The organism is Enterobacter sp. Res13-Sevr-PEC09-46 (assembly GCF_015672585.1).
GTDB classification, from domain to species: Bacteria; Pseudomonadota; Gammaproteobacteria; order Enterobacterales; family Enterobacteriaceae; genus Enterobacter; species Enterobacter hormaechei_C.
This window is the reverse complement of sequence record NZ_JADABR010000017.1, coordinates 449734-473244: the sequence shown is the minus strand read 5'-3', so window position 1 is coordinate 473244 and position 23511 is coordinate 449734. Positions and strand designations below refer to the sequence as shown.

General features: G+C 48.6%; 19 protein-coding genes. All 19 read right to left on the bottom strand.

Annotated elements, in window-relative coordinates; genetic code table 11:
* Positions 1-70: 70 nt before the first annotated feature.
* Positions 71-1477 carry an NADP-dependent phosphogluconate dehydrogenase gene (gene gndA, locus IMQ56_RS11480; protein WP_047716650.1) on the bottom strand — a complete coding sequence of 469 codons (1407 nt, stop codon included), beginning with the start codon at positions 1475-1477 and terminating at the stop codon, positions 71-73.
* A gap of 164 nt (positions 1478-1641) precedes the next feature.
* Positions 1642-3012: a colanic acid biosynthesis phosphomannomutase CpsG gene (cpsG, locus tag IMQ56_RS11475; protein ID WP_100160496.1), complete on the bottom strand. Its 1371-nt coding sequence runs from the start codon at positions 3010-3012 to the stop codon at positions 1642-1644.
* A gap of 14 nt (positions 3013-3026) precedes the next feature.
* Complete coding sequence (locus IMQ56_RS11470; RefSeq protein WP_047716338.1) at positions 3027-4424, bottom strand: mannose-1-phosphate guanylyltransferase/mannose-6-phosphate isomerase; 1398 nt, start codon at positions 4422-4424, stop codon at positions 3027-3029.
* An 8-nt stretch (positions 4425-4432) separates the two neighbouring features.
* Positions 4433-5509 (bottom strand): glycosyltransferase family 4 protein, encoded by a 1077-nt coding sequence (locus IMQ56_RS11465; protein WP_047716326.1) that lies wholly within the window; start codon positions 5507-5509, stop codon positions 4433-4435.
* Positions 5510-6052, bottom strand: coding sequence for a hypothetical protein (locus IMQ56_RS11460; RefSeq protein ID WP_047716328.1), 543 nt, complete (start codon positions 6050-6052; stop codon positions 5510-5512).
* A complete protein-coding gene (locus IMQ56_RS11455) occupies positions 6040-7053 on the bottom strand; it encodes a hypothetical protein (RefSeq protein ID WP_047716329.1) in 1014 nt (337 codons plus the stop codon). Before IMQ56_RS11455 ends, IMQ56_RS11460 begins: the two co-directional genes overlap by 13 nt.
* Positions 7054-7056: 3 nt before the next feature.
* Positions 7057-8472: a hypothetical protein gene (locus IMQ56_RS11450; RefSeq protein ID WP_047716331.1), complete on the bottom strand. Its 1416-nt coding sequence runs from the start codon at positions 8470-8472 to the stop codon at positions 7057-7059.
* Between the two features lie 128 nt (positions 8473-8600).
* Complete coding sequence (locus IMQ56_RS11445; RefSeq protein ID WP_072058570.1) at positions 8601-9800, bottom strand: oligosaccharide flippase family protein; 1200 nt, start codon at positions 9798-9800, stop codon at positions 8601-8603.
* A 10-nt stretch (positions 9801-9810) separates the two neighbouring features.
* The gene (locus IMQ56_RS11440; RefSeq protein ID WP_196063829.1) at positions 9811-10575 is read right to left on the bottom strand and encodes a glycosyltransferase family 2 protein; all 765 of its coding nucleotides are present in this window, start codon (positions 10573-10575) and stop codon (positions 9811-9813) included.
* Between the two features lie 339 nt (positions 10576-10914).
* The gene (galF, locus tag IMQ56_RS11435; protein ID WP_017383282.1) at positions 10915-11811 is read right to left on the bottom strand and encodes a GalU regulator GalF; all 897 of its coding nucleotides are present in this window, start codon (positions 11809-11811) and stop codon (positions 10915-10917) included.
* A gap of 174 nt (positions 11812-11985) precedes the next feature.
* Positions 11986-13377, bottom strand: a complete 1392-nt coding sequence (gene wcaM / locus IMQ56_RS11430) for a colanic acid biosynthesis protein WcaM (protein WP_032654200.1) — start codon at positions 13375-13377, stop codon at positions 11986-11988.
* A 12-nt stretch (positions 13378-13389) separates the two neighbouring features.
* Complete coding sequence (wcaL, locus tag IMQ56_RS11425) at positions 13390-14610, bottom strand: colanic acid biosynthesis glycosyltransferase WcaL (protein WP_017383280.1); 1221 nt, start codon at positions 14608-14610, stop codon at positions 13390-13392.
* Positions 14607-15887, bottom strand: coding sequence for a colanic acid biosynthesis pyruvyl transferase WcaK (gene wcaK / locus IMQ56_RS11420; RefSeq protein ID WP_006811234.1), 1281 nt, complete (start codon positions 15885-15887; stop codon positions 14607-14609). Before wcaK ends, wcaL begins: the two co-directional genes overlap by 4 nt.
* A 15-nt stretch (positions 15888-15902) precedes the next feature.
* Entirely contained in the window at positions 15903-17381 is a 1479-nt protein-coding gene (gene wzxC, locus IMQ56_RS11415) for a colanic acid undecaprenyl disphosphate flippase WzxC (RefSeq protein WP_015572379.1), read from the bottom strand.
* A gap of 1 nt (position 17382) precedes the next feature.
* On the bottom strand, positions 17383-18777 hold the full coding sequence (wcaJ, locus tag IMQ56_RS11410; RefSeq protein WP_006811236.1) for an undecaprenyl-phosphate glucose phosphotransferase: 1395 nt from the start codon (positions 18775-18777) through the stop codon (positions 17383-17385).
* Positions 18778-18891: 114 nt separating this feature from the next.
* The gene (gene cpsG, locus IMQ56_RS11405; RefSeq protein WP_058700794.1) at positions 18892-20262 is read right to left on the bottom strand and encodes a colanic acid biosynthesis phosphomannomutase CpsG; all 1371 of its coding nucleotides are present in this window, start codon (positions 20260-20262) and stop codon (positions 18892-18894) included.
* Between the two features lie 109 nt (positions 20263-20371).
* The gene (gene cpsB, locus IMQ56_RS11400) at positions 20372-21808 is read right to left on the bottom strand and encodes a mannose-1-phosphate guanyltransferase (protein ID WP_017693088.1); all 1437 of its coding nucleotides are present in this window, start codon (positions 21806-21808) and stop codon (positions 20372-20374) included.
* A gap of 3 nt (positions 21809-21811) precedes the next feature.
* The gene (wcaI, locus tag IMQ56_RS11395) at positions 21812-23035 is read right to left on the bottom strand and encodes a colanic acid biosynthesis fucosyltransferase WcaI (RefSeq protein WP_022651482.1); all 1224 of its coding nucleotides are present in this window, start codon (positions 23033-23035) and stop codon (positions 21812-21814) included.
* Positions 23032-23511 carry a GDP-mannose mannosyl hydrolase gene (locus tag IMQ56_RS11390; RefSeq protein WP_065186924.1) on the bottom strand — a complete coding sequence of 160 codons (480 nt, stop codon included), beginning with the start codon at positions 23509-23511 and terminating at the stop codon, positions 23032-23034. The genes wcaI and IMQ56_RS11390 overlap by 4 nt, the downstream gene beginning before the upstream one ends.

The window sequence follows — 23511 nt, the reverse complement described above, 5'->3', positions numbered from 1 at the left end:
AGTAGGTGGATCGGGCAAGATAAAAAAGCCCGGTATCGCTACCGGGCTTGATGGCATGGCTAACCGTATATTAATCCAGCCATTCAGTGTGGAACACACCTTCTTTATCCGTACGCTTATAGGTATGCGCACCGAAGTAGTCACGCTGTGCCTGAATCAGGTTAGCTGGCAGAACGGCAGAACGATAGCTGTCGTAGTATGCCACCGCAGCGGAGAAGGTCGGAACCGGGATACCATTCTGCACGGCGTACGCAACAACATCACGCAGCGCCTGCTGATATTCGTCAGCAATTTGTTTGAAATAAGGTGCCAGCAGAAGGTTTGCGATACCCGCGTTTTCAGCATAGGCATCGGTGATTTTTTGCAGGAACTGAGCGCGAATGATACAGCCGGCACGGAAGATCTTCGCAATTTCACCGTAGTTCAGATCCCAGTTGTTCTCGTCAGATGCCGCGCGCAGCTGAGAGAAGCCCTGCGCGTAAGAGACGATTTTACCCAGATACAGCGCGCGACGGACTTTCTCAACGAATTCCGCTTTATCACCAGCGGGTTTGGCCTGCGGGCCAGACAGCACTTTAGATGCTGCAACGCGCTGTTCTTTCAGAGAAGAGATATAACGTGCGAAGACGGATTCGGTGATCAGAGACAGAGGCTCACCCAGATCCAGAGAGCTCTGGCTGGTCCATTTACCGGTACCTTTGTTCGCAGCTTCATCCAGAATCACATCAACCAGATATTTACCCTCTTCATCTTTCTTGGTGAAGATATCTTTGGTGATGTCGATCAGGTAGCTGTTCAGCTCGCCTTTGTTCCACTCGGTGAAGGTCTCTGCGAGCTCCTCGTTGGAGAGGTTCAGGCCGCCTTTCAGCAGAGAGTAGGCTTCAGCAATCAGCTGCATGTCGCCATATTCAATACCGTTGTGAACCATTTTCACGTAATGACCAGCGCCATCAGGACCGATATAGGTTACGCACGGCTCACCGTCTTCCGCAACCGCAGCGATTTTGGTCAGAATTGGCGCAACCAGTTCATACGCTTCTTTCTGACCGCCAGGCATGATGGATGGACCTTTCAGAGCACCCTCTTCACCGCCGGATACGCCGGTTCCAATAAAGTTGAAGCCTTCAGCAGACAGTTCACGGTTACGACGAATGGTGTCGTGGAAGAAGGTGTTGCCGCCATCGATAATGATGTCGCCTTTATCCAGATACGGTTTCAGTGAATCGATAGCTGCATCGGTACCTGCGCCCGCTTTCACCATTAACAGGATACGACGAGGTGTTTCCAGAGACTCAACGAACTCTTTAACCGTATAGAAAGGAACCAGTTTTTTGCCTGGATTCTCAGCGATGACTTCTTCGGTCTTATCACGGGAGCGGTTGAAAACGGAGACGGTATAACCACGGCTTTCGATGTTGAGCGCCAGGTTGCGCCCCATCACTGCCATACCGACAACGCCGATCTGTTGCTTGGACATTACATACTCCTGTCAGGTGTGGTCGCCGCGACTAGTGCGCGGCTTGAAATGTGTATCTGATGTTAACTCAGGATCGGATGATAAGAATAGCGTTTGCTGACCTATGTCACACCGATTGCATAATCCTGGTACATTTAAACCGCCAAAAATGCAGGCTTTAACAATCACTTTCTTAGCAGCGCAAGAATTTCCTCTGTTTTTTCTTCCATGAGTGGCACATCAGCCCGGGACTCAACGTTCAGGCGCACCACCGGCTCGGTGTTGGAAGAGCGCAGGTTGAAGCGCCACTGCGGGAACGCCATGCTGATGCCGTCGGTACGGTCAATCTCCAGCGCATGAATGGCAAAGTGCTGTTCCACGCGGGCAATGGCCTCAGCGGGCTGTGCCAGTTTGCTGTTGATCTCCCCGCTCGCCGGGAACGCCGCCATGCGGTCGCGCACCAGTTCGCCAAGGCTCTGCCCTTTCAGGCACAGCAGCTCGGTCACCAGCAGCCACGGGATCATCCCGCTGTCGCAGTAGGCAAAATCACGGAAATAGTGGTGGGCGCTCATCTCGCCGCCGTAGATGGCGTCTTCCTCACGCATACGCTCTTTGATAAACGCGTGGCCGGTTTTCGACATCACCGGCTCGCCGCCCGCGGCCTTCACCACGTCGACGGTGTTCCAGGAAAGACGCGGATCGTGAATGATTTTCGCCCCCGGGTTTTTCTCGAGGAACGCTTCCGCCAGCAGGCCAACGATGTAGTAGCCTTCGATAAACTGCCCATTCTCGTCGAACAGGAAGCAGCGGTCGAAGTCGCCGTCAAAGGCGATACCCATATCGGCGCCGTGCTCAATCACCGCGTTGCGGGTATCGTCGCGGCACTCCGGCAGCAGCGGGTTAGGAATACCGTTCGGGAAGTTGCCGTCTGGCGTGTTGTGCACTTTGACGAAGGTCACCGGCACGTTCAGCGCCTTAAAGCGGGCTTCAAGTGCGTCTACAACCGGGCCTGCCGCGCCGTTGCCGGAGTTAATCACCAGCTTCAGCGGTTTGAGGTTCGCCACGTTGATGTAGCCCAGCAGGTGGTCGATGTACTCTTTTTGCAGGTTGATCTGCTTATAGCTGCCGCGCTTCGCTTCGTTCACCGACGGGAAGTCGTTGGCCTCGGCCAGACGTTGCACGTCGCGCAGGCCGGTGTCGCCGCTGATAGGACGCGCGCCCTTGCGCACCAGCTTCATGCCGTTGTAGTCCATCGGGTTATGGCTGGCCGTCACTTCTATACCGCCGTCCACGCCCAGGTGGAATGTGGCAAAATAGATCTCTTCGGTACCGGAAAGGCCAATGTCCAGCACATCGACGCCCGCGTCCTGTAGCCCTTTCGCCAGCGCCAGCTTCAGGGATTCGCTGGTCAGACGCACGTCGCCGCCCAGCACGATAGTTTGTGGTTTCAGGTATTCGCCGTACGCGCGGCCGATGCGCCACGCAATGTCTTCGTTCAGCTCTTCGCCCAGCTTGCCGCGAATATCGTAGGCTTTAAAACAGGTTAGTGTACTCATGATTTTCTCTAGCTTTACATTCTAATAACATCTGTTGAATCAATGTACTCACCGATTTGAGTTTCGATAAACTCAACAGGTAACACACCTGGGTTGTGGATTGAATGCTCGCTTCCGATAGGAATGTAGACAGTTTGATTTTCTGTAATGATTTTTTCATCACCATTAATTATTACAACAGCAGTTCCTGATAAGACTGTCCATTGTTCGTTACGATGATAGTGTTTTTGTAACGAAATCGTTTTTCCTGATTCAACCGTGACAAAATTAATTTTATATTTCCTGGAGTCAACTAAGCATAACGTTGTCCCCCACGGTAAATAACGAATATTGTGGCGTTTATATTCGTATCGATTATTTCTCTTTAGATATTCAACTGTATCTTTTACTTTCTGGACATCATCGCGGTGTGATACGAGAACCGAGTCTCTAGTAGCTACAATTATTAGATCTTTTAAACCGATAGCCGATGTAAAAATCCCATCACTTTTTATGTAACAATTAACAGAGTCAACTGTGTGAACATCACCTGATGTGAAATTATTTGAAGAATCTTTAGGAGATATATCCCACAATGCTCCCCAAGCGCCCACATCGCTCCATTGCGAGTCAAATTGGAGAACCTTCACATGGGAACTTTTTTCCATAACCGCATAATCGACTGACTCACTGAGACAAGAATCAAAAATATCTTTATTAATTCTTGTAAAGTCCATGTCTCTTGTAGCATCCGCAATGGCTAAAACGCACACGTCATGTATATCGGGCCTAAATCGTTTTATCTCACTCAAATAGGCACTTGGTTTAAACATAAACATGCCGCTATTCCACAAATACATTCCTTCTGAAATATACTCAATGGCTTTATCTTTGTTAGGCTTCTCAACAAATTCGTTAACGACGAAAAAGCCATCAGATATTTCATCGCCTTTTTTTATATAACCATATCCGGTTTCAGGATGAGATGGAGTAATGCCAAAAGTTATTAACGTTTCATTGTCAACAGAAAGCAATGCTTTTTCAATTAGATTTGAAAAATACTGGCCGTCTTTGATATAATGATCCGCTGCAAGAACGAGCATCACGCAATCATCATCATTCAAAGAAAGTGCTGCTAATGTTATAGCTGGGGCCGTATTCTTGCTACATGGTTCAAGGATGATATTATTATTTAGCAAATCCATTTCTTTCAGTTGTTGTGCAACTAAGAAACGATGCTCTTCATTACAGATAACAATAGGGTTTTCGAAACCAACGCCACTGACTCTGATTAAAGTTTGCTGTAATAATGATAATGTATCATTTAAAAGAGGCAAAAACTGTTTAGGGTGCTCTTCTCGTGACATAGGCCATAGACGACTACCTACACCACCGGCTATGATCACAGGAACAACTTTAGGTTTATTATTCATATTAACACTCATATTCTTGAACCAAAGATATTATTTAAAACAGAAGCAGGAAAAGCCCAATTATATTTTTCCTTGCTCGATACAATCCTTTCCTTAATAATTTCATGGTTAACAGATAAATAATCAAGACTTTTTTCCAAGCTTATCAAATCATTATATTTAAATGATAGTTCTTTTAAATCACATTCTTTGAGAAACTCGTAGGGATCACCACAATTGGTAGCTAATATAATAGTATTATAATTTAGCGCAGTGTACATTACTCCTGATTGTGATGCAGCCTTGTAAGGAAGAATGAGGGCAATATTAGAAGACAAAAGTTTTTCAACCTCATCCAGATTTAAATATCCATCAATTACCTTAACTCCATTATGATAGAGTTTTTGTGCGAGTGCTTTTTTATTCTCATCAAATTTACCATAGACTTCTAGACTAAACCCTTTCTTTTTGAAAAGAGGTAGGGCATCTAATAGAAAATCAACACCTTTGTAATCCTTTATATTCCCCCAAAAAACAATACGTCTCGGGGGAGATGAAAAAATTTTGCAATGGAAATGCTCGTTATTTATTGGCATAACCCCATGATTTAATACGAAACATTTCTGTTTTGCAAAACCATATATATCTAAAAAATCATTTCTTGTATAATTACTTACAAATAACAATTTATTAGCCATGTGTGCCAAAATCTTAATATTACGATATGCTTTCCTAGGCTTATTATGTGGAACGCTGTTATGAAATGTGACTATCAGCTTTGATCTTACATAGAAAAAAAATATTACTTCCAAAAATGTTACCAATGACCACTGTAAATTAATAGCTTTATATTTTTGTGATGACAAAGCAACTTTCATTAGTAGTTTTATATAATTAATCAATCCGCGAAATTTGTTTACACCAGAAACTTGAAATTCATGCACGGTGACGTTTGGTAACAACCTAAGCTTCTCTACATAGTCATAGTTGAATTTAGTAGAGGAGCAATAAAAATCAACTTTATAAAAAGAAGATAAGCTTTTTACATAAAAATAATCATATGGTAAAGCATATGAAGCAGGATCAATTATGGCAATTTTACCCATTTAATGAAAGGTCCTTTTATAACTTACGTTAACAATTTGGTTGATACCTCTGTTCTTTATAAATTTAGCCGGATTACCGGCAAATAATGTGTTTTCATATACTGTCTTAGTTAAAACTGAACCAGCTCCCAGCACACCGAACTTTTCTATTTTGCATCCAGGTAACAACAAAGAAAAAGAGCCCACGATACTATCATCACTAATTATAACGGCTTTCGATATGGTGGAATAGTTTTCATCATGGATATTGTGATACTGCGTTAGAACTTTTACTCCTAAAGTAATATCAACATTAGAACCTATTTCTAAGCCACCACGACAGTCAAGAAATGAACCCCACTGGATATTAGTCCCTGCCTTAACTTTTAATTTCCACGGACTAAAAAACTTTACCCCCATATGTATATTTACTCCGCGATCAATATTCGCACAATAAAGGAATCTTAAGATAAACCATCTAAATTTATAGGAAGGGAAATAACATAAAATGTGATTCCATAGCCCCACATAAATATACATTAAGCTCTTGACTATTTTTGACATAATAATTCCTTCTGTAGCAACTTAAATCCAACAGAATTGAATGCTTCTCGATTTATTCTTTCCTTTCCGTTTCGATTGTTTATTTCATTAATAAATTCATTTCGAATATAATGTTCCCAATCATCAACTATGACTATCTTGGATTCAAATTTTTCTTTAAGGCTTTTAGAGAAAAGACAATTACTCATAAATATTTTAGCATCTGTTTGCAGTGCCTCAAAGAGTACCCCGCTTACCCGATAATCAAACTTTTGAGGAATGAAAATAGCGTCAGCATCTAACATATTTTCATCATAATTATAAAAAAACTCTTGAGTAGAAACATTTTTAAATTTTGAAAGCTTACCTTTGGTTCGTAAAATAAATTTATTGCCCAAAGTATCAAAACTTGCACAAATTTTATGTTTCAAGTTTTCTTCAACAAATGACGGCATGAATACATTTGTAACCCTACCTAGATCATTTGATTTTATTTCATTGGTATTAGCAATAATTAATCGTATAGGATGTGGTATGTATATACTTTTTTTATGAAATTTTTCAGTTATATATTTGCTAATATATGGCATCAATCCAACGTGAGTTATTTTATATGTCGGAATAGCCCTATATAATAACTCCTTAGCAAAAGAGTTGGGTACAGTATTATGTTCAAATAAAACAATTTCTAAGTTATTCCTAAATTTCCTTAAATTTAAAAAAGCTGCTGTAGAGAATAACTCATATGATAGAAAGATTAATTTATCATATTTGTGATCAATCGCATATTTATATATAGCATTGATTATTTTAAGTTGGTTTAGCTTATATTTATATTTATTCCCTTTTGTAAGAAGAGAATCCTTAAACGCGATACCTTGCATGGACATATCTTTTAACATGGATTCAGAAAGGTATAAATCAATGCTAATATTTTGATCGTTATTAAACCATTTTATTATATTCAAGTTAAAGTTTAAGTGGCCTTTTTCACACAATGGATCAGCGATCAATATCTTCATTAATTATATCCTAATGAGAGTTTTAGTTCTTACTAATAAGAGTACGAGAAGAAATGAAAATAAAAAATTATGTACAGGTTGCCAAAACATATTTACGCAAAATATTGAATATAGGAAACAGAACAAATAGATCCTAAATTCATTACTATATATCGATTTTGTTTTTAATACTCTACGCATAAGCCTAAAAGAACGACTCATCATCTTAATAATGATACTTAAATAATAAGTTAAAAATATTAACCCCCCTTTCAAGAACAGGAAGTTAGTAAAAGAATGAGGTCTAACGAATTTATTGGTCGCAAGTTCATTAATGCTATAATCTGATACACCAAGAATGATAGGATATCCGGTTAGTGAAAAATCGAAGTAGCCACCAAAACCCATTCCTATAAAAATAGGATATATATGTTCAACGCTATAACCAACTATGTTCTGCAATTCATATAATCGAACTAAAACAGATCCTGAAGACTGTTTATCACCTGACATTAGTTTTGAGAAGAAATCGAACTTATATAGTAAGAAATCAAAACTTTGTGGGGAGTAAATAGCTAAAGCGAATATGGCAAATGATGTAATAACTACAAGCATCATGAGCGCTAATAGAGCATTTTTTCTAAGCCCTCGGTCGTTTAAAAAGACAATAAGATAAAAAATGGCCATCACGCATAGAAAAACGAAGGCGATATCTTCGCGTTTCATTGAAATCGCAGCCAGTAACGCAACACCAGTCATTAATAATCGTTTGAAGAGACTGCGGATAGTCATTGCAAATACGAACATCAACGGATAAGCAATATATGCCTGAGTGGCATATTCCAGATTTGGCCTTCCACTTATAAAATCGTTAGCGAAGAAGAACAGCGTTCTCAACCCGATAACTAAGATAGAAAAAAGTAATATATTATAGATCTTATCAATTATATTTTCATTATTGCATATGAGTATTGCCGCTAACGCACCTATTCCCCAAATAATAAACATACGGAAATCCGAAATTATGTACCGTATATCTGGAGTTCTTCCTATTAGACAGGATACTGTTGTTGCCAATAACAATACTGCAAAGATAAAGTATAACCCTTTAAAAAAGGATAAGGTGTCCTTGCTTTCAAGTTTCGTTTTTTGATAAAGCAGTTTACATATCGAAATAAAGCCAATGAAAATTATAGCAATAACTGACAGCCCTAAGCCTGCAAATTGAACTGAATGAAAGCTAAAGAATTGTTCAACTTCTTGGTTATTACTACTTACCACTTGTTCTACGAAAGTACGCGAAAACTGTGGTGTGATTAATGATAATAATACGAAGAGCTTAACAGATAATTCTAAACTAAATAAAGAAGATAAAATTATAACCGTAAGCATTAAATAAGAAATAAACAAGCCATAGGCCGTATCAGCCAAGTATTGCACATAGAAACCTGAGAGCAAAGCGACCAAGACGACTACTAAATAATAGTTCAAATTTTTATTATTATTTTGTTCGCTCTGGGGATAATAATTTATCACTGACAATTTTGTTCACTCCGATTTATTCGGTGTTAAGAAAAAGCTTGCTTTCTTCGCTTACAATAAATCCATTGCAGCACCCATCCACCAACTCTAGACATCAGGAAAGCAATAGCACCAATAATAAAACCTACGTACTTATAAAGTAAGACAAAGGTAATAATAAAGAACAATAATTGAGCGATTTTTAAAATTAAGAAAAAGGACTGATCTCGGTGATTGATAAAAGCTTCCCATACACCAAATACGAGTGTTCCAGCGTATGCTATAGTTAAGATAATAAAAATATAAATTTCTTCAGTGGAAACATATTTTACTATCAAATCTTTAGTTAAAAATGCGAGGACTAATAAGATTAATAAACCGAGACAGGTAACACCAAATAATTTGAACGTAATATTTTTTACAGAATTAATATCAAGTTCACTAGCAGATAGACCACGGATAAATACTGTATTAATTGCCCCGGCTAGTAATGGTGCAGCAAAAAAGATCATCGAAATCCTAGCATACTCACCTGCTAAGGCATCGGAAAAGAAATGCGAAATGAAGATAACATCAGCTCGCATGCATACAATTGCAAAAATATTTGCTGCATACAACTTCCATGCCATTCCGGTTAGATTTTTAGAAATACCAGACTTTGAATAATTAATTCCCTTAGTTTTGTTAAAACTCATGTACATCGCCATTATGCTAGAAAAAATCATTACGGCATATATATAATTTGGTTCATATTTTTCATTAAAAAATAAAACCGCAAGGCAGACACCAAAAATTCCTAAGCTACGCAAAAATGGGAGATAGAAAACGACTCGGGAACTTCCTCCCCAATCATCCACTATTTGTAATTTAATAGAGTTGAATTTTAAAATAATACCTATAATACTACATATGATAAAAGAAATTGCTATGAGTGGTGAAAAAAAATAGAAGCCCAAAACAATTACAATAAATATCACAACAGCAAAATTGAATTGATATCTTTTGACTAAATCCGTGATGGTAAATGATTGGCCCTGTTTCGACAAAGATATAACCAAAGCATTTGGTAGACCTAAATCTAATAAAACATACATTATTCCCAACATATAATAGTATTTAGTAAACAATCCATAATCGTTTACATCATAAACACGACTTAACCACATCAATGAAAGGAATGTTAGAACAGAGGCCGAAAGATTACTCGATATAATCTTAGCAATAGCAGTATATGTAGCTTTATTCACTTAATCCTCTTCAACGTGAAATTGCACGCCAAGCATAATTTACGAAATACCACATTGACATAACAAGATTAATTTTCTCTAGGTTACGATATATAGACCATTGTCTTATTGCTTTTTTTAATTTATTTCTTGATATTGAACCAGCAACTATTCTATATGACGTCAATACTTTGGGATATAAAACAGCATTGACATTATATTTCTTTAGCAATTGTAACCATAGCGCATAATCCTGACCCGTTCTTATTAATGGCATTCTGATATTGTCAAACGCATCATTTTTTAACATGACAGTAGAACAGCCAAGTGTTACTTTTTTAGCTAACAAATCTTTATAGCTTACAAACAAACATGTTTTTCTGGCGTCAATATTCTTATGTAATAATTCACCATGTTCTGTTATTAACGTATATGCAGTGAAGCAAAAATTGCAGTCATGGGTTTTCATAAAATGCAACTGGTCATTTAATTTACATGGTTCCCATTTGTCATCGCTATCGATGAAAGCTAAATATTCACCTGACGCATGTGAGATAGAATTATTCCTAGAAACTGCGGCACCACTGTTTTCTTCGTTCTGAAATATCTTTACCTTAGGATTTGACAAACTAATTTTTTTAAGAATTTCCCACGTTCTATCGGATGAACAGTCGTCAGTAACAAGCCATTCCCAATTATCATATGTTTGACTACATATAGAGTTGTATGTTTCCTCTATAAATAATTCAGAGTTATAGGATGGAGTGATAATTGAGATTAAATCAGTGCCAGCCACTTTTATGAATTCCCTAAATTGAATTAATGAAATAAGAATGCTACCGCCCCTGGCTTAACAGCTACCAGCGCGCTGAGCAAAAAATGTATTGTCCATTTGCTGTTGTCTGAATCTGAACCGACTCTGTCACTGGACAACGGCAAGTTAATCTTAATTGTCGTCTTAATCGACAGCAGAAACAAGCACAAATCGTTACAAATCAGTGATGATGCAAAGTAGATAACAGATGTTATCAAAATAGTTAATAATAAAAAGCGACAGACATCATTTTCGTTATTTTGTTACATAACGAAATGGTGACTATCGCTCATTAAGCCCTTTTATACCACAGAAGAAGTATCAGTCGTTAGCCAGCAACTTCTCAATCCGGCTTCTGAACTTCGCCCCTTCCTTCAGGTTACGCAGGCCATAGTTCACAAACGCCTGCATATACCCCATTTTCTTACCGCAGTCATAGCTGTCGCCGGTCATCAGCATCGCATCAACGGACTGCTTCTTCGCCAGCTCAGCAATCGCATCGGTCAGCTGGATACGGTCCCAGGCGCCAGGCTCGGTTTTTTCCAGCTCAGCCCAGATATCCGCATTAAGCACATAACGACCGACTGCCATCAGGTCGGAGTCCAGGGTCTGCGGCTGATCGGGTTTCTCGATAAACTCAACAATCCGGCTCACCTGCCCTTCCGTCTCCAGCGGCTCTTTAGTCTGAATAACCGAGTACTCAGAGAGATCGCCCTTCATACGTTTCGCCAGCACCTGGCTACGGCCCGTTTCGTTGAAGCGCGCGACCATTGCCGCCAGGTTATAACGCAGCGGATCGGCAGAGGCGGTATCAATAATGATATCGGGCAGAACGACGATGAACGGGTTATCACCCACCACCGGGCGCGCGCACAGAATGGAGTGGCCCAGGCCCAGCGGCTGCGCCTGACGCACGTTCATGATGGTCACGCCAGGAGGACAGATAGACTGAACTTCTGCCAGAAGCTGACGCTTAACACGCTGCTCAAGCAGCGCTTCGAGTTCATAAGAGGTGTCGAAGTGGTTCTCAACGGCATTTTTCGAAGAGTGCGTCACCAGAACGATTTCTTTGATCCCCGCAGCAACAATCTCGTCGACGATGTACTGAATCATCGGCTTGTCAACGATCGGCAGCATCTCTTTAGGAATGGCCTTTGTGGCGGGCAACATGTGCATGCCCAAGCCCGCTACCGGTATGACTGCTTTCAAATTAATCATTATTTCTTCCACCTTAAAATGGTTGACGAATTATAGCTTTTAAACCTGTTTTCGCCAGCATGTTTTGCCGTAAATATGAAGTAATCCTAGGTCACCCCACCACAAATTACAGTAGTTGTAATCTGAATAGATCGCGATTCCGTACCAGGAATAGTCGCAAAATAGGCTGTAGGATTACCTGTGCGGCAGCGCAAAATTCAACCGTTCCGTATTCACCACGTGTTGATCGACCCGATCAATATCCACCGAACTCTGCCCCTTTTCATTAACCGCTTTTATGTTCGCGAGCGACAACAGCGTCTCGTTTTTGGCCATAAACTTCCCACGCACGTCTTTGCGCAAGTCGAAGTTCATCTTAAGCGCTGGTCCCGTCGCTGACTCCTGCATCACGTTGATATTACGCAAGAAAAGGTGCTGTGGCTTGTTGTGCAGCTCAAGCGTTGCCCGCTGCATGTTGACGTTGGTGATGGCAACAAACGAGGTGGCATTGCCGGAAGAAATCTGTATCCCGCGCAGCTTATAGGCAAGCTGTCGGTTATCCAGGCGAATATCGTTAAGTTTGAAGTTTTGCGGTATCGACAGATAATCGCCCTTGATCACGCCATACCCGATTAACATTCCGGCGCTGTTCACCATATCGATATTATCAATAACGAAATTATCACAGCCATAAATAGCTACCGTCGCGTTATCAATTCCGGCCTTTTTACTGAAGTCGGGAGTAATATTGCTGGCCTTGATATTACGGATCACAAAGTGTTTACCGTTTTCAACATGGACCAACTGCCGACAGTTGCTGCCGGTGATATTTGCCACCACGAAGTTTTTAACGGTCTGCTGTTCCGGATAGTCATTGTCGTACGTGCTGCCAGCCAGCCCAATGCCTATCCCCCAGTTGATCTTGCCGTTTGTGCAGTTGATGTTATCGATCACGTGGTCAGAGATCAGGATATTGCGGTCGTTAATCGCCACGTTCCACTCAATCGCGTCACCCTGCAAATGGCTGAATTTACTGTTGGTTATGCGCGCACCGTCCACCTGATTATGAAAACCCTGGCGCAGAATGGCGTAGTTGGCCTGGCTCACGGCAATGCGATCGATAAGCAGGTTACGCATCACTCTCGGCTTTTTACCGCCGATGTAGATCTGGGTGACGGGGCCGAAGCCGCTCATCGCCAGCCCTTTAATGACACAGTCGGAGCCACGCACGTCCAGCGTAATGTTATGCGTGCGCCCCTCTCCTTCCCCAATGACCTTACAGCCTTCCTGGAGCACAAACCGCCCGCGGCCGTTGCCCTTCAGCGCACCGCGGATCAGCAGGGTTTTGCCATCAGGAATGAAAATGCCGGTATTGATGTTTTCACACGTTAACCCGGCGGGAACAACAACGGTATCGCCCTCGGTAAATGCCTGCTTAAAGGCGGCGATCCAGTCGTTATTGTTGTAGCGATCGACAGAAACCGTCTTCCCGGTTGCCGCCCGCACAGCGCGGGGCGACAGCAGTGGCATGGCAGCCAGGACGGATAAAGAAGAGACAAATCGGCGTCGGGTAATCTTTTTCAGCATACAACCTCAGCGTTACAGCGTTTGCAGCAGGCTCGCTAACTGGCGATTAATCACCTGCTGATTGAATTCTGCTTCAACTTTTTGCCGCGCATTTTGCAGCACAGGGATCAGCGTCTGCTGATCGATATCGCTGAACGCGGCCAGACGATCCGCCAGCGCCAGCGCATTGTTTTCAGGGACCAGCCAGCCGGAATGCTCAGAGGTGATCAGCTCCGGGATCCCGCTGTGCAGGGTCGAGACCACCGGAATGCCGACCGCCATCGCCTCCATCAGCGCCACGGGAATACCTTCCATATCGCCGTCGGCGCCGGTTACGGAAGGCAGCAGGAACACATCCGCGTCATCAAGCATGGCTTTCACTTCGTGGCTCGGCTTGAAGCCCGGCATCTCGACCACGTCTTCCAGCTGATACTGTTCAATCAGCGTGCGCAGGCGACGCTCCCACGGCCCGATACCCAGGATGCGGTAGTGGAAGTCCACTCCGCGCGCCTTCAGCTGACGACAGGCTTCGATGGCTACGTGTAGCCCTTTCTTTTCGGTCAGGCGGGCAACAGAGATAATTTGCAGCGGCTTGCCCGGCACCTTGACCGGTCGCTGGGTGAAGCGTTCCATGTCCACGCCCATGCGTGAAACGGTGATTTTCTCGCTCGGGCACCCCATGGTTTTCAGGCGTCCGGCCCACAGGTTGCTTATCGGCAGCATCATGTCGCCGCGGCGAAACAGCTGCTGATATTCCGGCGTGTAGTGGTTCAGTACTTCCCGGCTGGAGATGTCGATACCGTGGAAAATGGTTGCGATTTTGCCGTCAATCACCCCCAGCTCACGCAGTTTTGCCGCAGTGACGCCCGCCGGGCCAAAGTGGGCGATAAAGACATCGGCCCGGTACGGCTGGGCCGTTTGCCCGCAAATGGCGGAAAGGATCAGGTTGCGGGCCTCCGCCCCATAGCGCGACATATTCAGCGCCCGCCACGTCGAGGCGCGATGAAGGCCGCGCAGCGTCTGGCTGGCGCGATGGCGCAGTTTGTTCATTCGTCCGGTGGGTTCATCCTGCAACCAGCGGGTTTTCGCCTCCAGCCCATACCGGGTATACGCCGCATGGGTATTTTGCGTATCGCCCTTTTGCAGGGCGATAATCTCCACGTCATACCCCATATCGATAAACGCGGTGATTTGGTTCAGCACAAAGGTTTCAGACGACAGCGGAAATTTCAGTAAGAAGAAACCAACCTTCATTTCCCCTCCCGGACGCGGTCGAGTACGGATTTCACCATGCCAATACCTTTTTCGCGTTCGGCTTTTACCGCCACCGCCAGACGTTCGTTGATCGCAGGCAGCTGGCCGAGCGTGTCGCCCACCATCGCCCCCAGAGATCCGTCCAGCAGATGACGAATATCGACGGCCATTTCCGGCATACCGAGCTGCTGCATAATGCCCGCGGACTTGTGTTCGTAGTTAATGGCGATGGCTGGCGTGCCGAAGTTCATCGAGATAATGGCCGAGTGCAGACGCGTGCCCACGGTCAGGTCACAGGCGGAGAGCAGCTTGCCCATCTCAAGGTCGTTCAGCTCGTCCATCACCACGTGATAGCGGGACGGGTCGTTCACCAGGTTGCGCAGGTTGAGCGCCACCATACGGTCATCTTTGTTGTAGCTGTCGATACCGGTACAGGTGGAAAGCGCCAGCACCTGGTAACCGCTGTCCAGCACGCGGTTCACCACGTCGGCAAAGGCTTTCTCGTACGCCGCCTGGGTCGTGCCGAGGCGTTTATCGAACGGAGCAAGTTCACGCAGGGTAATGGCGACGGTTTTCTGCTTTGCCGCCACGTCCAGCCAGTGCTGTACCGCGTAGCTGGCCTGGAAACTGTCATCCTGATGATCCACCAGCCAGGCGGTGTCCACACCGTGCTCCACTTTGGTGGTGTCGATTTCACTGCGTTTCATCATGTCGAGGCTGACCGATTCACGCAGGATCAGCGCGTCGCAGTGGCCGAAGACATAGTTCGCCAGCTGGTTAAACTGCGGATCCTGGAATGGCCCGACGCTGTGGCCGATCATAAACAGCGGTTTTTTCGCCATGAAGGTGCAGAGTGCATGCTCAAACTGTGGCACGCCGTAGAGATCGACGAAGAATGAACCGCCCACCTGAATAATGGCGTCATAGCCGGACAGCAGACGAACAAAATCGGTAAAACCCTGCGCGATGGCGATGTTGCGCAGCTTGCCGGTGTCGGTCACGCGAGAAAGCAGCACCTGATGCTGGTAGCGGCGACGCAGCACTTTCTTCACTCGCCCCATCACGCCCGCGGCGTTGTTGTGCTGTTTCATCTGGCTGTAGAGCGGGTCGCCCATCACCGGGCGGTTCAGTAACCAGGATGAGCTGACCGGATAACGGCTCATCACATCCACTTCTGTCTCAGGCTTAAGGGTGTTAATTGCATCCAGTAAACCGCGCAGGATGGCGCTGTCGCCACGGTTGCCGCAGGTATGGTTGCCAAGAATAAGTAATTTCATAATGGCCTCGTAAAATTAGCCTGCGCGAAGCAGCGTTTTCATTTTTTCGTTACGGCAAAACTGGCGCTTCATCTCGACCACCAGCGCATTGCGTGACAGCACAATCATCACGGCGAACGCCAGCGCGCCTGCCGCGACCTGCACCGCAAGCAGCGCCGCCAGCGGCAGATGCCCGTTGAGCACCACGCCCAGGCCGTAGCTCACCGCAAGCGTCGGTAAGGAGAGATAGAACGGCAGCCACAGGCTGAGGATGTACTGACGGTAGCTGGAGCCCAGCACCGGTTTGATCATCACAAAGTAGCTCAGCACGGTATTGACGATTTGCACCAGCAGGAAGCCGAGCGTCACGCCAATGGCGCCCGCCATGTGGCCGCCCACAATAATTGCCGGAATAAACAGGAAGGTTTTAAACACGTTGAACTTGAAGCTGATATCCACGCGCGCCTTCGCCATTAGCAGAGAACCAATCGGGTTCCCCACCGAGCGCAGCAGCCCCACGACGCACAGCAGTTGCAGGATCGGGATGATGCTGTTCCACTTCTCGCCAAACACCAGCGGTACGAAATTGCTGGCGACCACCATCAGCCCCAGCAGGACCGGGAAGTTGATGATCCCCACGACGGAGAGCAGCTTGTAAAAGTTCACGCGCAGCTTTTCGGTATCGTCCTGAATTTTGGCGAACGCCGGGAACAGCACGCGGGTAATGATAGGGTTGAGCTTCATCGGCGGGACAACCGCGACGTTATACGCCAGGTTGTAGCCACCCGCGACGCTCGCGCCCAGAATGCGCGCCAGCACCAGCGTGGAGAGGTTAGTATTCACGTAGTTGATAATGCTGTCTGCCGTCAGCCACGCGCCGAAGCGCAGGTTGGATGAAACAGACGCCAGCGAAAAATGCAGCCCCGGGCGATAAATCTTACGGCCAAAGAAGCCAAACAGCAGCGTGCGCACGGCAGAGTTAACCAGGTAGCCGAGGATGGCGGTCATCGCCAGCGGCCAGAAATGGGCGCTGACCACGGTGAAGGTAAAGCCCGCCAGCACGGCGCTGGTTTCAATCATGCCGATTTTGTTGAACTCCAGCTCCTTCTGCATCAGCGCGCGGAACTGCTGCCCGTGCGGGATCACCACGAAAGCGAACGACAGGGTGCGCATCAGCGGCGCCAGGTCCGGGTTATGCAGCACGCCGGCGATCACATCGCTCAGCAGGAACACCAGCACAAAAACGAAGATACCCAGCCCAACGTTCAGCCAGTAGAGGGTGGTCAGTTCCAGATGGCTGATCTCTTTGCGCTGGATAATGGAGTTGGCGATACCAAAGTCCGACAGCGTATCGGCCAGGGCGATAATCACCAGCGAGACGGTCAGCAGACCAAACTGGTGATTATCGATAATGCGCGCCAGCACCGTCATCTGCACCAGGCCGAGGCCAATGATGACGATGGTGGCCATGGCTGACCATTTCGCGCCGCTGATGGTTTTTTCTCGTAAGCTCATCTTAGTACGCCGCTTTGTTCACGAAGCCTTTGAAAATGGTCAGAAAAACAATCTTGATATCGAACCAGAGGCTCCACTCGCGGATGTACTCCAGATCGAACTCGATACGTTTTTCCATTTTTTCCAGCGTGTCGGTCTCGCCGCGCCAGCCGTTGATCTGCGCCCAGCCGGTGATGCCTGGCTTCACCTTATGGCGCAGCATGTAGCCTTCAATCAGGGTGCGGTACTGCTCGTTATGGGCCACGGCGTGAGGACGAGGCCCGACGATGGACATCCCGCCGGTGAACACGTTGATGAACTGCGGCAGCTCATCGAGCGAGGTACGGCGCAGGAAGTTGCCCACGCGGGTGACGCGCGGATCGTTCTGCGTCGCCTGGGTCACCACCTTGTCGTTCTCCATCACCTTCATGGAGCGGAATTTCCACACCATGATCGGCTTACCGTCCATGCCGTAGCGGGTCTGACGGAAGATGATCGGCCCCGGCGAGCTGAGCTTCACCGCCAGCGCAATACAGCACAGCACCGGGGAGATGAGCAGCAGGATCAGGGACGAAAGCACGATATCTTCCACGCGCTTCAGCACGCGGTTAATCCCCGACAGCGGCGTGTCGTACAGTGGAACAACCGGTACCCCGTTCACCTCTTCAATACGGGAGTGGAGAATATTGAAGGTGAAGACATCCGGGATGAGGATCACCGAGCAGGTGGTATCCGCCAGCTCGCGCATCAGTTTCTTGATGCGGGATTCATCTTTCATCTGCATGGCGATGTAGACGTTATGAATTTTGCCGGCTTTCGCATCGTCAATAAGCTGTTCGTAGTTACCTGCCCAGTCGGACGGCACACCGCCGGGCTTCGCGTCGTGATAAATCCCGACCACTTCAAAACCTAACCACGGCTCTTTGCGGAAGCTGTCGAGCAGCACCTGCCCCACCGGCAGGTCGCCCGCCACGGCAACGAAGCGACGGTTATACCCGCGGTTGCGCAGCCAGCCCGCGCCAAAGCGGATCAGCGAGCGGCAGACCACCATGCCAATGCTGGTTAACAGATACCAGCAGAGATAGGTCACAAGACGGTTATCAAAATCATGGCTGAACGCCACCAGCCCTGCGCTGAAAACCAGGCTTAAGGTCCAGTTCTGGAGCAGCAGCATCAGTTCGGTGGTCATTTTGACGCCGCGCCATGAACGATAGAAATCGGTCATGCCGCCGATCATCTGAAACACCACCAGCGCAATCAACGCCATCAGCAAGTGCATGTATAAGAACGACTGCCCGCTGACCCAACACACCGCCCACAGTCCGCCGACCATGATGGTGATATCAGAAAAACGCTGCACCATAGAGATTAACGATGCATTCGTTCTCGCTCGTTCGCGCTTTTTTAGATTTGTCATCGTTGTTCCTTTAGTTCTAAACCTTACCCCTCACCCTACCCCTCTCCCCAGAGGGTAGAGGGAACTTGAACACCCTCTCCCCTCTGGGGGGAGGGCTGGGGTGAGGGGCAGTTTTTACTGATTCAACAGCGCCAGAATGTCCTTCGTTCGGGCTTCCATCAGCGCGGTATCGGCGCGGGACTCCACGTTCAGGCGCACCACCGGCTCGGTGTTGGAGGAGCGCAGGTTGAAGCGCCACTGCGGGAACGCCATGCTGATACCGTCGGTACGGTCAATCTCCAGCGCATGAATGGCAAAGTGGTGCTCTACGCGGGCAATGGCCTCAGCGGGCTGCGCCAGTTTGCTGTTGATCTCGCCGCTCGCCGGGAACGCCGCCATGCGGTCGCGCACCAGTTCGCCCAGGCTCTTCCCTTTCAGGCACAGCAGCTCAGTCACCAGCAGCCACGGGATCATCCCGCTGTCGCAGTAGGCAAAATCACGGAAATAGTGGTGGGCGCTCATCTCGCCGCCGTAGATGGCGTCTTCCTCACGCATACGCTCTTTGATAAACGCGTGGCCGGTTTTGGACATCACCGGCTCGCCGCCCGCGGCCTTCACCACGTCGACGGTGTTCCAGGAAAGACGCGGATCGTGAATGATCTTCGCCCCCGGGTTTTTCTCGAGGAACGCTTCCGCCAGCAGGCCAACGATGTAGTAGCCTTCGATAAACTGCCCTTTCTCGTCGAACAGGAAGCAGCGGTCGAAATCGCCGTCAAAGGCGATACCCATATCGGCGCCGTGCTCAATCACCGCGTTGCGGGTGTCGTCGCGGCACTCCGGCAGCAGCGGATTAGGAATACCGTTCGGGAAGTTGCCGTCTGGCGTGTTGTGCACTTTGACGAAGGTCACCGGCACGTTCAGCGCCTTAAAGCGGGCTTCAAGTGCATCGACAACCGGGCCTGCCGCGCCGTTGCCGGAGTTAATCACCAGCTTCAGCGGTTTGAGGTTCGCCACGTTGATGTAGCCCAGCAGGTGGTCGATGTACTCTTTTTGCAGGTTAATCTGCTTATAGCTGCCGCGTGTGGCTTCATTCACCGGCGGGAAGTCGTTGGCCTCGGCCAGACGCTGCACGTCACGCAGGCCGGTGTCACCGCTGATAGGACGCGCGCCCTTGCGCACCAGCTTCATGCCGTTGTAGTCCATCGGGTTATGGCTGGCCGTCACTTCGATACCGCCGTCCACGCCCAGGTGGAAGGTGGCAAAATAGATCTCTTCGGTACCGGAAAGGCCAATGTCCAGCACATCGACGCCCGCGTCCTGTAGCCCTTTCGCCAGCGCCAGCTTCAGGGATTTGCTGGTCAGACGCACGTCGCCGCCCAGCACGATAGTTTTTGGTTTCAGGTATTCGCCGTACGCGCGGCCGATGCGCCACGCAATGTCTTCGTTCAGCTCTTCGCCCAGCTTGCCGCGAATATCGTAGGCTTTAAAACAGGTTAATTTTTCCATGATGACCCCTTTTTCAGGCAACAGTTGGCCCTGACCATGTAATGGCCAAATTTATTTTTGTCATTCGTAGGCCCGGAAAGCGCAGCGCCACCGGGCATGATGCGGAGTGCTACACGCGCCCGTAGCGATCCTGGAAGCGGATGATGTCGTCCTCTTCCAGATAGGAGCCGGAACGCACCTCAATTAAGTCGAGCGGAATTTTCCCCGGGTTCTCCAGACAGTGCGTCGCCCCCAGCGGAATATAAATGGACTCGTTTTCACCGAGCAGCTTCACTTCACCGTCGATGGTCACTTTGGCGGTCCCCGCCACCACCACCCAGTGTTCGGCGCGGTGATGGTGCATCTGCACCGACAGCCCTTCTCCCGGCTTCACGGTGATGCGTTTCACCTGGTAACGCTCGCCGGCGTCGATGGAGTCATATTTGCCCCACGGGCGGTAGACTTCGCGGTGAATATGGTGTTCGTGGCGGCCATCGGCCTTGATCTGCTCCACCACTTTTTTAACGTCCTGCACGGCATTACGGTCGGCAATCAGCACCGCGTCTTTGGTCTGCACGACCACCAGATCCTTCACCCCTACCGTGGTGACGAGGCCAGATTCGGCGTAGACGTAGCTGTTTTCCGTTTTGTGGCTGATCACATCCCCGTGATGGACGTTACCCTCCGGGGTATGCGCGCTGATCTCCCACAGTGACGACCAGGAGCCGACGTCGCTCCAGCCCGCATCCATCGGTACCACTACCGCATCTGCCGTACGTTCCATTACCGCATAGTCAATGGACTCTTCCGGACAGGCGAGGAAGGCTTCTTCGTCCACACGGATAAAATCGAGATCCGGATCCACCACCGCCATCGCTTTTTCGCAGGCGCGTAAGATATCCGGGCGATATTTTTCCAGCTCTTCCAGGTAGCGACCGGCGCGGAACAGGAACATACCGCTGTTCCAGTAGTATTCCCCGCTGGCCACGTACGCCTGCGCGGTTTCCAGATTCGGTTTTTCGACAAACTGCGCCACGTCAAAGGCCACGCTGTCGCCTTCACCAGGCGTAACGCTGCCGCGACGAATATAGCCATAGCCGGTTTCCGGGAGATCCGGCACGATGCCGAAGGTCACCAGCTTGCCGTTCTCAGCGTAAGGAATCGCGGCGCGTACCGCGTCGCGGAAGGCCTCTTCCTGCTGGATTACGTGGTCAGCCGCCAGCACCAGCATCAGCGGGTCGCAGTCCGGGCTGCTGCGTTTTGCCGCCAGCGCCGCGAGGGCAATGGCAGGCGCCGTGTTGCGTCCGGCAGGCTCCAGAATGATATTTTCGGTCAGTTTGTTCAGCTGGCGCAGCTGCTCGGCAACGATAAAGCGGTGCTGTTCGTTACAGATCACCACCGGGCTTTCACACTCCACGCCGTGCAGACGGTTAACCGTCGTTTGCAGCATGGTGAGGTCGCCTTTCAGGCACAGAAATTGTTTTGGATAAAGCACGCGGGACAGTGGCCACAACCGGCTCCCGGATCCACCCGCCATTACGACCGGATACAAAGTGGTTTGACTCATGATTTATCCCCGTATATCTGCAATAAATTGGCTCAGCACGTTCTCTTTCTCGAGCGTGCGTTCGGCATATTCACGTGCCACCGTGTTCTCTTTTGGCATGGCGAGTGCCTGCTCAATTCCGGTCACCAGCGCAGGAACCGATTCCGGCTCCACGCAAACGGCAATGCCCGGGTAGCTGTTGCACAGCTGGCCTAATTCTGTTGCGGCTTCTGCCGTAATCACCGCGTTTCCGCCCACTGCCAGAATGTTGGTCAGCTTGGACGGCAGCACCGCATCCGCCGCGCCGCGTTTTTGCACCACCAGATGGCAATCCGCCATTTTCAGCAGCGCGGGCAGCGCGTCATAAGACTGAAGCGGGAAGAAGCGGATGTTGGTCAGTCCGCGCTCGCTGGCCATTTTTTCCAGCCGCGCTTTACCGCCGCCCTGCCCGACTATCACGAACATCCACGGGTGTTCGCTCAGCTGAAGCGCGGCGTCAATCACGCTCTCCAGCCCCTGTTTTTCGCCGATGTTGCCTGAGTAAAGAATGATTTTTTGCTCAGCAGGCAACCCGAGCTGCGCGCGTAACGCCTGCGCATCCTGGTCTGTCACATCGCGGAAGCGCGCCACTTCGGACCAGTTCGGAAAGAAGATCACTTTTTCCGCCGGGACGCCCTTCTCCTGCGCCTTGTTCATCATCGAGCGCGAAATGGTCGAGACGTAATCTACGTTGTGCAGGCCGCTGCGCTCAAAGGCGCTGGCGAGCTTCGCCACCTTGCCGCCCTTGCCTTTCCCGGCCATCCCCAGCCCGAGCATGGCGTCCACTTCATAATCCTGAATGTGCAGCAGGGTGCGCGCGCCGGAGAGTTTGCCCAGCAGGCGCATGCCTGGCGTACAGAACAGCGTCGGCACCACGCCGATGATGCGATCCGGCTTCCAGCGACGCTGCGCCATCAGCGGGAAGAAACTGCTCAGGGCAAAGCTGCCCAGATGAATTAAACGTTTCAGCGTCGAGGGCTGTTTCGGCACGTAGAGCGGGCAGCGCCAGACGGTCGCGGCGCCCTCTTCGCGGCGGTAGCGCCAGCTGGAATAGCGTTCGCCTACCTTCCACTCCGGGTAATACGGCGGGGCAGTAATCACCCGCACGTCATGTCCCTGGCTCGCCATCCACTCGACCATCTCGCCGGTGTATTTCCCGATACCGGTAAGCTCCGGCGAGTAGTTAATTCCGTAGACGAGGATTTTCATAGACCTGGCACCTCGGCCTGACGTTCCGCAAGGAAGTACGCCCGACTGTTGTCATGGACGTTGTCGCTTGCCAGCAGCGCCTCTGGCGTTAACCAGCGGTAATCGTCATGCTGAGAATCAGGCAGACGCAGGTCTGCCTCACTCACCTTCAGGCGGAACCCCAGCACGATGTAGTGCGTGGTGAACCCGGTGCCTGAAAAGTTATCGTCATAGAAGTGCTGCCAGACCCCGTAAAACTGGCCCGCTGCCATCGGCAGTTGCAGGCCCAGTTCCGCCAGAGTGAGACGCTCAAACGCATCGGTAAGCGTCTCATCCTTCTGCACGCGCCCGCCGGGCACGAACCAGAAGCCCTGTGCAGGACGATTGGTTCGTTTCCCCAGCAAGAACTCGCCGCGTTCGTTCTCCACGATCAAATCAATTGAGATCAGCGGAGTGGAACGCACTACCGTGGCAAAATCTTCCTGACTTAAAAACAT